Source organism: Eubacterium oxidoreducens (assembly GCF_900104415.1).
Classification (GTDB): Bacteria; Bacillota; Clostridia; order Lachnospirales; family Lachnospiraceae; genus Eubacterium_C; species Eubacterium_C oxidoreducens.
Map to the genome: position 1 here is coordinate 43,949 of NZ_FMXR01000006.1, position 12,630 is coordinate 56,578.

Genomic DNA, 12,630 nt, shown 5'->3' on the forward strand with positions numbered 1-12,630 from the left:
ACCATGAAAGAAAAGCTTGAGCAAATACGCCGGGAAGCTTTAAAAAAATTGCAAGAGACGCAGGATTTGAATACTCTTAATGAAATTAGAGTATCGATTCTTGGAAAAAAAGGTGAACTTACATCTATTATGAAAGGGATGAAAGATTTATCGCCTGAAGAACGACCACAGTTTGGCCAGATGGTCAATGATGTTCGTAAGAATATTGAAGAAATATTAAATGAAACAAAGCAGGCACTTGAGGATGCCGCTTTGGAAAAGAAATTAAAAAAAGAAGTTATAGATGTAACACTTCCTGCAAAGAAAAGTAAAATTGGACACAAACATCCTAATACCATAGCGTTAGAGGAAATCGAAAGAATCTTTATTGGTATGGGGTATGAAGTCGTAGAAGGTCCGGAAGTTGAATATGATTACTATAATTTTGAGGCACTTAATATTCCTGCAAATCATCCGGCAAAAGATGAGCAGGATACTTTTTATGTAAACAGTGATATCGTTCTTCGTACACAAACCTCTCCAATCCAGGTTCGAACAATGGAAAAGGGAAAGCTTCCGATTCGTATGATTGCCCCGGGAAGAGTCTTTCGTTCGGATGAAGTGGATGCAACGCATTCGCCTTCTTTCCACCAGATTGAAGGTATGGTGATAGACAAAAATGTCACATTTGCTGATTTGAAGGGAACATTACAGCAATTTGCAAAGGAAATGTTTGGGGAAGATACCAAAATTAAATTTAGACCGCATCATTTTCCATTTACAGAACCAAGTGCTGAAGTTGATGTATCTTGCTTCAAATGTGGTGGTAAAGGTTGCAGATTCTGTAAAGGTGAAGGCTGGATAGAAATCCTTGGTTGTGGTATGGTTCATCCACATGTGTTGGAAATGAGCAATATCGATCCTAATGAATATAGTGGTTTCGCATTTGGATTAGGTCTTGAAAGAATTGCATTGTTAAAATATGAAATCGACGATATGCGTCTGCTTTATGAAAATGATATTCGTTTCTTAGAGCAGTTTTAGGAGGATATAGAACATGAAGACATCACTTAATTGGATTAAAGTTTTAGTACCTGAGCTCGATGTCACACCACAGCAATATGTAGACGGTATGACATTATCCGGGTCTAAAGTTGAAACAATAGAAATATTAGACGAAAATCTTGAGAATATTGTAGTTGGACAGATAAAAAAGATTGAGCCGCATCCGGATGCTGATAAATTGATTATATGTCAAGTGGATGTTGGAACGAGTGATTTGGTACAGATTGTAACAGGCGCACCCAATGTAAAAGAAGGTGATAAGATTCCGGTTGTTTTAGATGGCGGAAGAGTTGCCGGTGGTCACGATGGAAAAATAACCAAAGGTGGCATTAAGATTAAAAAAGGAAAATTAAGAGGGGTTGAGTCAAATGGTATGATGTGTTCAATAGAAGAACTTGGCTCGACAAAGGACTTTTATCCGGAAGCGCCGGATGATGGTGTATATATTTTCCAAAAAGATGTAAAACCGGGTGAAAATGCAGTAAAAGCACTTGGGCTTGATGATGTGGTAGTTGAATATGAGATTACTTCTAATCGAGTAGATTGCTTTAGTGTGATTGGAATTGCTCGTGAAGCTGCAGCAACTTTTGGATGTGAATTTAAAGAACCAACAATAAATCCAACCGGTAATGAGGAAAAAACACAAGATTATATAAAAGTGTCCATTGTGGATGAAGATTTATGCTCGAGATATACAGCTAGAGTTGTGAAAAATATTAAGATTGCACCTTCTCCGGAATGGATGCAAAGAAGACTTGCTGCGCATGGAATTCGACCGATTAATAACCTTGTTGATATTACCAATTATGTAATGGAAGAATATGGTCAGCCAATGCATGCATATGATTTGTCTACAATTAGCGGTAATGAAATTATTGTAAAAAGAGCAAATGATAATGAACATTTTACTACCCTTGATGGACAAGAGCGTGAAGTTGATCATGATGTACTTATGATTTGCGATGGAGAAAAGCCAATTGGAATCGCCGGAATCATGGGTGGAGAAAATTCAATGATTACAGATGAGGTAGATACCATGCTTTTTGAAGCTGCTTGCTTTGATGGTACGAATATTCGACTTTCATCTAAGAAAGTTGGTCTTCGTACGGATGCATCAAGTAAGTTTGAAAAAGGATTAGATCCAAATACGGCACTTGAAGCAATAAACCGCGCCTGTGAATTGGTTGAACAGCTTGGAGCTGGTGAAGTAGTTGGTGGTATTGTGGATGTATATCCGAACAAAAAAAGTGGCAATCGGGTACCTTTTGATGCAGATGCAATCAATGCGCTTTTAGGCACTGATATTCCGGAAAATGAAATGATTGGTTACTTTAAGAAGATTGGTCTTGGCTATGATTTGGGTGAGCAATCAATTGTGATTCCTTCTTGGAGACAGGATTTAAAATGTATGAACGATCTTGCGGAAGAAGTTGCTAGATTCTATGGATATGATAAGATTCCAACTTCGCTTCCTACCGGAGAAGCAACTGCCGGCCATTTGTCTTATAAACTTCGGATTGAACAGATTGCTAAGAATGTAGTTGAATTCTGCGGATTCTCACAAGGAATGACATATTCTTTTGAAAGTCCAAAGGTATATGATAAGTTATTAATACCGGCAGATAGCAAGGTGCGAAATGCGGTAACGATTTCGAATCCGTTAGGTGAAGATTTCTCCATAATGAGAACGGTTTCCTTGAATGGAATGCTCACATCGCTATCAACGAATTATAATCGCAGAAATAAAGATGTTCGACTTTATGAACTGGGTAATATCTATTTACCTAAGCAAGTTCCGGTTACCGAACTTCCGGAAGAGAGAATGCAGCTCACCCTTGGGATGTATGGAGAGGGCGATTTCTTCAGCATGAAGGGGGTTGTGGAAGAATTGTTTGACCAGCTTGGCATGGAGGATGAGATTTACTATACACCTGAATGCGATAGACCATATCTGCATCCTGGAAGAAAGGCAGATATTATTTATCATAACGAGATTGTTGGCTATCTTGGAGAGGTTCATCCTAAGGTAGTGGCGAATTATGATATGAAAGGCCGCGTTTATGTTGCGGTTATTGATATGCCTTATATTGTTGAGATGGCAACATTTAACCGTAAATACGAAGGTATTGCTAAATATCCGGCGATTACCCGCGATATTTCTATGTTGGTACCTAAGCATGTTATGGCAGGTGAGATTGAGGCTGTCATTAAGAAGAGAGGTGGTAAGATATTAGAATCTCTTGCTTTGTTTGACCTTTATGAAGGGGAACAGGTGCAAGAAGGATTTAAATCCATGGCGTATTCACTTGTATTTAGAGCAAAAGATCGTACACTTGAAGATGCTGATGTTGTTGCGGCGATGGATAAAATCTTAAAAGCGCTTGAAGAATTACAGATAGAACTTAGAAAATAATAAATATTGGATTATATTATGGGAGGATATAACAAATGAAAAAGTTTAAAAAAACACTGTGTCTGCTTTTGGCAGCGTTTACGATGATAACCATGGGAAATGTAAATGCATTTGCAGATACGACAAATCAGTCGGAGATGATGGAGAATTCGGTTCTTCAAGATGAGGCAAAAGGTTCTGTAAGATATTACGGAACGGTTAATAATTTAAAGCAGACCAAGGCGACGAGTAATTCGGTTACTCTTACATGGGATGATTCAAATTCAGCATCAACAAGCTGGACGGTAGAATATGTAATTGGTTATAATGGTTCGACAATGAGTTCGGGAAGTACAATTGTCACGTCCAAGACAGTAACAATCTCAGGTTTGGTGCAAAATAGTTATGTTGCAGTTTATGTGTTACCGAATACAGAAACAAGTACTTATAATTATGCCTATTACGGCTATGCAATGACTACTCCGTCTGCAATTAATAAGTTGGCTTTGGTGGATCATTTTGGATTTTCATCTTCTTCGAAATATAAAGCAAGAATCGGTTGGACAGTAGATAGTGATGCTTCTTATTTGAGCTATGGTTGTGCAGACGGAAGCAGTAATTATGGATATATCATTCAGGTATATAATTATAAGGGCAAAAAAATTAAAACATATTATTCTACTTATGCAAGAACTTACTATGAACTTGCCTGTACAAAACCTGGTACCGGATATAAGATTGTAGTTACACCGTACTTTAAATCTAATGGAATAACCTTTAAAGGCGCTTCTAAAACGTTATTTGCACAATCACAGGCTAAGGATACTTCTTCAAAGAGTGGCTTGAAAAAAGGAAGCTTTATTGTAAAATGGAAAAAAGTAAAAAATGCCAAGAGTTATACGGTCTATTGCGCAAAATCTTCTAGTTATGTTTCGGATACATCCACTCTTAATTGGAAGAAAGTGAAAACTACGAAAAAAACCAGCTATAAAGTTACAAAAGTTGCTAAGAAAAGCGTGAATACAAAGAAATATTATTATTATTACAAAGTAATAGTAAATGGAAAGATTAAAGGCTCAAAGAAAGCAGTGAAATCATTAGGAACAATCGGAGGATATGTTCATACTTATTAATAAGAGGATTTAACTCAGTCGAAGAAATCCCCCACCTCACTAAGCGTTAGCGTAGGTGGGGGTTATGACAAACTATACTCAGTCGGGGTACAAGCTCCGACTGAGTTAAACGCTCCGCGAGGATGCGCACGGATTCGGACAGGAATTTGTCTGCTGAAGCAGACCCGAATCCGGCGCGCAAGACTCGCGAGCGAGTCTTGACGTTTCATCCTGCAAGAGCGAAAAAAGGTGTCCTAAGGGGCGCCTTTTTCATTGACAATAAATAAGAATCTGCTTATGATAGGTTATGTTGTCTTAGTAAAAAATATAGGAGCGATATAAATGCTTGTAAAAGATTTTGATTTTTATTTACCACAAGAACAAATTGCACAAGATCCATTAGAAGATCGTTCGTCTTCGAAATTACTTCTTTTGGATAAAGAAACCGGCAAGTTGAAACATGAAATTTTCAAAAATATTACACAGTATTTGAAGCCGGGAGATTGTCTTGTTTTGAATAACACGAAAGTGATTCCGGCTAGATTATATGGTGAAAAAGAAGATACCGGTGCACAAATAGAAGTGCTTTTGCTAAAAAGAAAAGAAAATGATATTTGGGAATGTCTTGTAAAGCCGGGAAAGAAAATGAAAGTCGGCGCGAGAGTGTCCTTTGGTGAAGGATTACTAAAAGGTGAAGTGGTAGATATTGTAGAAGAAGGAAATCGATTGATTCGATTTTCATATGAAGGTATATTTGAAGAAATATTAGACAGACTTGGACAGATGCCACTTCCGCCTTATATCACTCATAAATTAAAAGATAAAAACCGTTATCAGACCGTCTATGCGAAATACGATGGATCGGCTGCAGCACCTACAGCTGGCTTACATTTTACGAAAGAATTGTTAGAAGAAGTTCGTAGGATGGGAGTCGAAATCGCAGAGGTTACACTTCATGTTGGACTTGGAACTTTTCGCCCGGTAAAAGTAGAGGATGTATTAGATCATCATATGCATAGTGAGTTTTATCAGATAGATCAGGAAGCTGCTGATATTATTAATAATACGAAGAAGAAAGGCGGCAGAGTGATATGCGTGGGAACGACAAGTTGCAGAACGATTGAGTCTGCTGCGAAGGATGGACAGTTGAGTGCGAAAAGTGGCTGGACGGATATTTTTATTTATCCGGGATATCAGTTTAAGATTCTAGATTGCCTTATTACGAATTTTCATCTGCCGCAGTCTACGCTTTTGATGTTGGTATCTGCGTTAGCCGGAAGAGAGCATGTGTTAGCTGCCTATGAAGAAGCTGTAAAAGAACAATATCGTTTTTTCTCCTTTGGGGATGCTATGTTTATTACGGATAATATAGAAAATCTTGACAAAAAATTATAGGAAGGCTAGAGTGTAGGATGTAAGCATTTTAAGCAATTTAAAGCTTTTCAAGTTGGGGAGGGGAAAATGAAAAAGTTATTAAATTTTCTACGGTTTTAGTTCTTGGGTTATCTATTTTTCCGGTCAATGTGAGTGTTGCAAATCTGGCCAATTATTACACAAAAGATGATGAAAATATTTCTGTAAATGGTGGGGGAACTCTTTATGCACATGCAGAACGTCAGACGTATGGCTCACTAAGTTCAAGTGGTGTTGTAAGAAAAGTTAAGTTTTATGTATATGCAAAATATTCTGGCACGAAAACTCGTATTCAATTTCGGCGGGATCCAGTAGTACTTGGCAGAATATTGAATCTAAAACAAAGTATTGGGCTTCAACAAACGGGAGCAAAGTAGAGTTCGAACGTTCGAATTTTACAATTTCACCAGATTGTGATTTGGCAGGATATAATTTTTGGATTACAACAACAGCTTCTGTAAAGCTGGCTGGCGGATATAAGAGGACAACCGTATCATGCGGATGTTAATCAAATTTTAAGGATATTTGAGTAAGGAACTTGGTTGGTAAGCCAAGCCCTTTATCACGTGTAGGTACAATCAGAGAGGGGAAGCACATGGGGAGAAAAACCTTAGAAATAATTCTAGTGACAGCAGCAATATGTGCATTGTGTGGCTGCGATTCTTCAAAAGATGAAACTGATGTATATTCATACGAAGATGAAGCAGTAAGTGACTACAATTATTTTTCGGAAACAGCGATTAAAGGAAACGAGGTACTTCTATATAACACCTACGAAGAAAATTTGGGTGTTTATAATACAGATTCAAAGGAGTGGGAAGCGCTTTATAGCTCTGCTGCCAATAATTTATTTGCCTATGGAGTAAAAGGGCAAGAGTATGATAACACCTATTATACGATAGGCAGTTCCGGTTACAATAAGTTTAGTGTTGTTAAATTCAATAAAGAAACGCATTGTGCGGAATCTGTTTATGATGTGGTAGAAACAGATTCTCTTTGTCCTATTGGCTATTATAATGAAAATATGTATTTTATACATGGAATCAATGACCTGGGGGATTCCGAGACCAGGGCTCTTGCGTATATCGAAGGAGATGAAATCGTTGATTTTTATGAATTCGACAAACCTCTCGTATCAAACGGTGTCATAATTAATGACGACTTATATTATACAGAATATTTAGAGGATGAAGAGGCCATTGAATTATATGATTATTCATTGAAAAAGAATAAATCTCACAAAATCTCAAAAATAGACACAGATTATATTTACCGTTATAACGATGAGCTTTTGTATATTGATAGTAAAAACAATTTGCGGGATTTAAACGGAAAGAAATATTATTCAACAAAAGAGGATGCAGATCTTGAGGTCCTTTCCGATTATGGGCTGCTTCTTCAAGTTTATGTAGATGAAGAAAATGACATTTCCGCTGATATTGTTGATATTGAAAGCGGCGAGATTATAAAAACGGAAAAAGATTTTGACGGCTACATTATTGATGACTCAAAATTAAATATATATTGTGAAGGTCAGACAGATGTATTGGAGATCGAAAAAACAAAATGAGAGATATGATTACGATTAGCGAGTTGTGTTTTCAATATAAAAACAAAGAGATCTTTAAAAAGCTTTCTTACGAATTTCACGAGGGAAGATATATTATTCAAGGCGAAAACGGGGGCGGAAAATCAACACTCCTCAATTTGATTTCGGGATATCTTCAACCCGATTCCGGATATATTAAAACGAATGATTTGGTAATAAATTATTTGTTCCAGGAACCGATGATTTTTAATAATTTGACCGTATATGAAAATATTATGCTTAAATGTATCGCTATTGAATCGGAAGAAAAAGAGGAACTGATACAAAGATATGCAGATAAATTTAATTTGCGGGATAAATTAAAAACAAAGGTGGGTCTCCTTTCCGGCGGGGAAAGGCAGAGAGTTCAGTTAGCAATCTTATCTTGCTCAAGTGCAGACGTTATAATGATGGACGAACCAATCGCAAATCTTGATAAAAAGAACAGTGAGGAGATAATGAAATATATTTTCTCCCTAGAATGCCCTCTTGTAATTGTAGTAAGTCATCAGTATATAAAGAAAACATCCGATTATACATTACTGGAGCTTAAGGAGGGGGAACTAATTGAAGTATAATGATAAATACGTTTCAAAACTTATCTTAAGAAAATCCGGTTCCTATCTTAAATTATCCCTCATCATATTTGTGATCATGATAGCGCTTTTGTGCTTTTCTTTGCTATTCTATTTTAATTATTCTAACGATGTGAAAAAGAATTATACGGAAAATGATATCGTTCATATTTTGTCGCTTGAGGGAAAATATGCAGATAATTCTTATCGAAATCTTAACAGTATCGATAAAGAAGAAATAGAAAAGATAATGGATACGAAAGATATTCAGGGAACGGTAGGGTTCCTTTATTCCATAAACGGAGCAACAATAAACGATGAATATGCGGTAAATCTTATTGGAGCAGACCGGGATGCAGAGGATTATATATCATTGGAAAAAATGGAAAGTGATACTTTTTACACCAATGATTTTAAAGAGGAAGAACTTGAAATTGATATACCGCTTATTGAAGTTGATAATGAGGGAAATGTATCCTCCAATGATTCGAATAGGATTACATATCCAAGAAAAGATGTCATAGCAAAGAAATCCATTGACTATTTTTCGGATGATTTTGAGGAGCTTTACGAAGTATATGTAAATGAGGATACGTTTTCAAATATTTTGAAAAAATATTATGACGAATATAATGAAATGGATAGTATTTATGATGCCGAAGTAGCAGACAAGATTACAGTATATTCCGCATATGTATATGTGGATGATTTGTATCAGGTTGATTTGGCTGCCGAAAAATTAGCAAAGGCAGGTTATGATATCAACTATACTTTTTCGGCCTTTGATGCCATGGGAAGCAGTCTGCAGAAAAATGGTGTTTTGTTCTTTTTGATGATTGCAGTACTGTTAATTGTTGCATCAATAAATTTAGTCCTTTCTTTGATCGCCTATGTTGATATGAGCCGAAAGGATATGGGCATAATGAAATTTATGGGATTTAGCGAGAAGAGACTTCGTGCTGTTTATCGTCGTAATATAAATAAAATTTTTGCAGGCCTTTGGTTGGTAGCCGGAATATGCATCGTTTTATTGACAGTGCTTATGATGGATAGCCAACGGATTTCTATTATAATTCTTATGATAATCGGCGTGAGTATTCTTCTAGGAATCTTAGATTTTATCGTAAATGAATGTTATGTAAGAAAAGTGGTAAAGAAGGAATTATTGTTTTTGATTAAAGAGACAAAGCAGTTTGAGTAGTGCTAACCGCAAAAGATTCAAAAAAAGAACCTGCGATAGGACTGACATGAGGGGGGAGAATTCAGCCTTATCGCAGGTTCTTAAAAGAGGGAGATTATGAAAAAGTTTTATCTAAGGATTTGCTTCCTTCGATGGTTATACTATACAGTTCCTATGTGAATGATGTGTGTATTCAAATCGAAGATTGTCTGAAAGGCATCTGAAGAATTAGTCCACAAAAGCAGCATCCAGTAAAGTGGCATAGGTAATATCATAATTTGTGACTAAGCAGAGAAATCAGATGTTATCAGATTTCATCTGCATAACAACAATGCCTCTGTACCCAGTGTTAAAACTAAAGAAAGGAAAAGCTTGATGTGATTTCTTGAAAAAACACTTGACAGGAGGTCACTTCATAACAGGTGAGGACATGAAAAAGTATTTATTAGGTATATTAATGATGATTCCCATCATGGTTTCGGTGATTATACTGATACGTGGCGGGTATATATTAGATAGCAATCCATCGATTAGTGAGTCTACTGCGTCATCCGTAATGTCATGGATTTCATTGATTTTTGCTGTACTGGCGGTGGTTTTGATAATGGCATGGAGATCTGCCGATAGGGGAAAGTTTTCGATTATTTTGCTAATAGTATCCGTTGCGTTGTGTGTGATTAACATTGTGATTCATTATAATGAGTTTAAGGGTTACACCGTGGGGGCTGCAAAGCAGGAAGATTATATAGAAAGCGAATGGTTTGATGGAGTAAGCTTAAGGGAAGTTGAGGATGTGTTAACTAATGCAGACGATGTTGTCGTGTATATTGGTCGAGAAGATTGTCAAGACTGCTTTGAATTTGAAAATGAGATAACAACAGTGTTGGAACGTGATAGTGTGGAGCTGACCACATATTATACGAATTTAGATCAAGAAAAGAGCAATAATGATGAGTATCAGAGTTTTCTTGAAGCATATGGGATTAACTCAGTGCCTTTTGTGATTTGGGCGAAGAACGGAGAGGTACAGGCAACCTGGGATGATCCGATGAATAATATTGAAAGCATCGAAGAAGCGATACAGTAAAAAATATCCGCACATCGAGAAGATATTGGATATTTGGAAGGTCCCGTTATAGTAGTAAGTAGGAGATAAATAATGTTGAGTTTTCTTGATAGTAGTTTTCTTGAAATTACAGAATTTAGAGACTGGTATTTAGATTTAATGATTTGTATCATGTGGATATATCTTATTACAGAAGGCGTTATAGAGGCGGTTCGAGTGAAACGGAACAAACCCAAGGAGGCTAGTTATGGGATAAAACGTATTATGTTAGTGTCTTTAGGAATATTATCGCTTGTAATCGTGGCAATATTTCAGCCAAGATGGCAAATAGTTTTTGTATTTGTCGGATTAGTTCTATTAGGATTATTCGAGAGACAGGTGAGTATAAATGCTTATCTTGAACTTTATAAAAAGGGTGTATATATAATGGGACGTCAAAAAAAGTTGATGTGTCAAAGATAGAAAAAAAAGACCCTGAAGAAGTGGTAAAACACTGGCCACCTAAATGGCTATATGTGTTGGTTGCGGTTGCTCCGTTTTCAATTTTAGAATTAATAGACAAGCTAAACGAACTTGGGATGCTTCCCTGGGCTACGGCTTTTATTAAGTGGTGGGTTGAATAGAAGAACACCGGGAACAATATTGGGAAAGATAGAGAGCCGGGGTTTTATTATCTACAAAAAAACAGTAGTAAGTAGTAGGAGATGGCACAATGTTAATGGGTCTAATTGAAATAACAGAATTTAGAGAATTTCTCATATTGTCAACGCTTATACTTTTTTGGATGTATATATATGCAGAGGAACTAATAGAATGGATCCTAATAAGGATAAATAAACCGGTGGAAGCAAGTTATGGAATGAAGAGGATGAGCTTGACGGCATTGATATTAGGAAGTCCTTCATGGGCAGGGTTATTTCAACCAAGATGGCCTATCATTTTTGTGCTAATTATATGTGTGCTTCTTGCTTTGTTTGTAAGATCGTGTGTTATTGATTATTACGTGGATCAATATGAAGAGGGAATTTATACTATGAGCGTATTTAAGAGAACAGACCAGTCCAAAGTGAAGAAAAAAAATCCGGAAGAAGTAGTAAAGAATTGGCCACCTAGGTGGGTATACATTCTAGCGTTCTGTGGTCCTTTTTCTATAATTGAAATTTTAGATAAGTTAAATGAAATGGGAATGTGCCCCTGGGCTACGGCATTTATTAAGTGGTTTGAATAAATAAAAGAATCAAATCAAAAAGGAGAAAATAAAGAATGAGTTTTATTGAAATAACAGAATTTAAAAATTTGTATTTGCACGTAATGAGCGCAATCTTGATAATCTATCTGGTTATAGAATGCGTTATAGGGGGGATTCGAGTGGTGCAAAAAAAACCGAAGGAGGCTAGTTATGGAGTGAAACGTCTTATGCTAGTGGTTGTAGGGGGCATTTCGCTGGAGATGGTGGCTGTATTTCAGCCAAGATGGCAAATTGTATTTGTGTTTGTTGGCTTAGCTATATTTGGGCTGATTATGAGGGAAGTGAGCAAAAAGATTTATATCAATGCTTATACAAAATGTTTATATATAATAGCAGAGGAAGAAAACATTGATGTGTCAAAGGTTGAAAAACCGGACACTAAGGAGATAGAACACTGGACACCTAAATGGCTATATGTGTTGGTTGCGGTTGCTCCGTTTGCGATTTTAGAATTAATAGATAAGCTAAACGAACTGGGGATGCTCCCCTGGGCTACGGCTTTTATTAAGTGGTGGTTTAAATAGAAGAACACTGGGAACAATATTGTAATTCATTGACATCGATTTGGGGTTGTGAGAAAATATTTATAAATATTATTCACAATCTCAGGAGGAGTGTATTATGGACGAAAGAAGAAAATCAAAGCGTTTGCCGCTTGATGTCAATGTGGAAATTGAAAGACTTGACAACGGCGATGGAATAACAACTGTAAAATTTGCTAATGTAAAAGTGAAAGATATGTCCAAGAGCGGTATAGGCTTTGAAACAAAGGTTCCGCTTGAGATTGGTTCATATTATAATGCGAAGATTACAATTTGGACAAAAGAGAAGATTGAAACAGTCTTAGAAGTTGTTCGCTGTAATAAGGTTGGGGATGAATATGATTATGGCGCTACTTTCGTAGGAATGCCGGATGCAGATGCTGTTAAGATTGAGATTTATCAATTGTTTGAGGAAAATTTAGGAAAATAATAAAATAAAAAATCAGCTACCGCTTAGATGGTTTGATAG

14 protein-coding genes are annotated in these 12,630 nt (G+C 36.5%); all 14 read left to right on the forward strand.

Annotated elements, in window-relative coordinates; all coding sequences use genetic code 11:
* Window positions 1-3 precede the first annotated feature (3 nt).
* The 14 genes from pheS to BLS20_RS03205 all read left to right on the forward strand — a co-directional run bounded on the left by pheS (window position 4) and on the right by BLS20_RS03205 (window position 12,591).
* Window positions 4-1,023 (forward strand): phenylalanine--tRNA ligase subunit alpha, encoded by a 1,020-nt coding sequence (gene pheS / locus BLS20_RS03145; protein WP_090172122.1) that lies wholly within the window; start codon window positions 4-6, stop codon window positions 1,021-1,023.
* Between the two features lie 13 nt (window positions 1,024-1,036).
* A complete protein-coding gene (pheT, locus tag BLS20_RS03150; RefSeq protein WP_090172124.1) occupies window positions 1,037-3,457 on the forward strand; it encodes a phenylalanine--tRNA ligase subunit beta in 2,421 nt (806 codons plus the stop codon).
* Window positions 3,458-3,492: 35 nt separating this feature from the next.
* Entirely contained in the window at window positions 3,493-4,569 is a 1,077-nt protein-coding gene (locus tag BLS20_RS03155; protein ID WP_090172126.1) for a fibronectin type III domain-containing protein, read from the forward strand.
* 321 nt (window positions 4,570-4,890) lie between these two features.
* Window positions 4,891-5,943: a tRNA preQ1(34) S-adenosylmethionine ribosyltransferase-isomerase QueA gene (gene queA / locus BLS20_RS03160; protein WP_090172128.1), complete on the forward strand. Its 1,053-nt coding sequence runs from the start codon at window positions 4,891-4,893 to the stop codon at window positions 5,941-5,943.
* 128 nt (window positions 5,944-6,071) lie between these two features.
* Window positions 6,072-6,338 carry a hypothetical protein gene (locus BLS20_RS13660; RefSeq protein ID WP_090172130.1) on the forward strand — a complete coding sequence of 89 codons (267 nt, stop codon included), beginning with the start codon at window positions 6,072-6,074 and terminating at the stop codon, window positions 6,336-6,338.
* 161 nt (window positions 6,339-6,499) lie between these two features.
* A complete protein-coding gene (locus BLS20_RS03170) occupies window positions 6,500-7,531 on the forward strand; it encodes a hypothetical protein (protein ID WP_143010218.1) in 1,032 nt (343 codons plus the stop codon).
* Window positions 7,528-8,127: an ATP-binding cassette domain-containing protein gene (locus BLS20_RS03175; RefSeq protein ID WP_090172135.1), complete on the forward strand. Its 600-nt coding sequence runs from the start codon at window positions 7,528-7,530 to the stop codon at window positions 8,125-8,127. The genes BLS20_RS03170 and BLS20_RS03175 overlap by 4 nt, the downstream gene beginning before the upstream one ends.
* Window positions 8,117-9,325 (forward strand): ABC transporter permease family protein, encoded by a 1,209-nt coding sequence (locus tag BLS20_RS03180; protein WP_090172137.1) that lies wholly within the window; start codon window positions 8,117-8,119, stop codon window positions 9,323-9,325. The genes BLS20_RS03175 and BLS20_RS03180 overlap by 11 nt, the downstream gene beginning before the upstream one ends.
* Window positions 9,326-9,734: 409 nt before the next feature.
* Entirely contained in the window at window positions 9,735-10,391 is a 657-nt protein-coding gene (locus BLS20_RS03185) for a thioredoxin family protein (RefSeq protein ID WP_090172139.1), read from the forward strand.
* Window positions 10,392-10,463: 72 nt separating this feature from the next.
* Window positions 10,464-10,832, forward strand: a complete 369-nt coding sequence (locus BLS20_RS03190) for a hypothetical protein (RefSeq protein ID WP_090172141.1) — start codon at window positions 10,464-10,466, stop codon at window positions 10,830-10,832.
* Window positions 10,820-10,993 (forward strand): hypothetical protein, encoded by a 174-nt coding sequence (locus BLS20_RS13665; protein ID WP_176762269.1) that lies wholly within the window; start codon window positions 10,820-10,822, stop codon window positions 10,991-10,993. Before BLS20_RS03190 ends, BLS20_RS13665 begins: the two co-directional genes overlap by 13 nt.
* 89 nt (window positions 10,994-11,082) lie before the next feature.
* Window positions 11,083-11,598 carry a hypothetical protein gene (locus tag BLS20_RS03195; RefSeq protein WP_090172143.1) on the forward strand — a complete coding sequence of 172 codons (516 nt, stop codon included), beginning with the start codon at window positions 11,083-11,085 and terminating at the stop codon, window positions 11,596-11,598.
* A gap of 35 nt (window positions 11,599-11,633) precedes the next feature.
* Window positions 11,634-12,143 carry a hypothetical protein gene (locus tag BLS20_RS03200; protein ID WP_090172145.1) on the forward strand — a complete coding sequence of 170 codons (510 nt, stop codon included), beginning with the start codon at window positions 11,634-11,636 and terminating at the stop codon, window positions 12,141-12,143.
* Between the two features lie 97 nt (window positions 12,144-12,240).
* Window positions 12,241-12,591: a PilZ domain-containing protein gene (locus BLS20_RS03205; RefSeq protein ID WP_090172147.1), complete on the forward strand. Its 351-nt coding sequence runs from the start codon at window positions 12,241-12,243 to the stop codon at window positions 12,589-12,591.
* Window positions 12,592-12,630 lie beyond the last annotated feature (39 nt).

Bases quoted from the DNA above. Each gene is read 5' to 3' on its own strand.
- pheS (WP_090172122.1), top strand. From the start codon at position 4: ATGAAAGAAAAGCTTGAGCAAATACGCCGGGAAGCTTTAAAAAAATTG.
- BLS20_RS03185 (WP_090172139.1), top strand. From the start codon at position 9,735: ATGAAAAAGTATTTATTAGGTATATTAATGATGATTCCCATCATGGTT.
- queA (WP_090172128.1), top strand. From the start codon at position 4,891: ATGCTTGTAAAAGATTTTGATTTTTATTTACCACAAGAACAAATTGCA.
- BLS20_RS03205 (WP_090172147.1), top strand. From the start codon at position 12,241: ATGGACGAAAGAAGAAAATCAAAGCGTTTGCCGCTTGATGTCAATGTG.
- BLS20_RS03155 (WP_090172126.1), top strand. From the start codon at position 3,493: ATGAAAAAGTTTAAAAAAACACTGTGTCTGCTTTTGGCAGCGTTTACG.
- BLS20_RS03195 (WP_090172143.1), top strand. From the start codon at position 11,083: ATGTTAATGGGTCTAATTGAAATAACAGAATTTAGAGAATTTCTCATA.
- pheT (WP_090172124.1), top strand. From the start codon at position 1,037: ATGAAGACATCACTTAATTGGATTAAAGTTTTAGTACCTGAGCTCGAT.
- BLS20_RS03200 (WP_090172145.1), top strand. From the start codon at position 11,634: ATGAGTTTTATTGAAATAACAGAATTTAAAAATTTGTATTTGCACGTA.
- BLS20_RS03190 (WP_090172141.1), top strand. From the start codon at position 10,464: ATGTTGAGTTTTCTTGATAGTAGTTTTCTTGAAATTACAGAATTTAGA.
- BLS20_RS03175 (WP_090172135.1), top strand. From the start codon at position 7,528: ATGAGAGATATGATTACGATTAGCGAGTTGTGTTTTCAATATAAAAAC.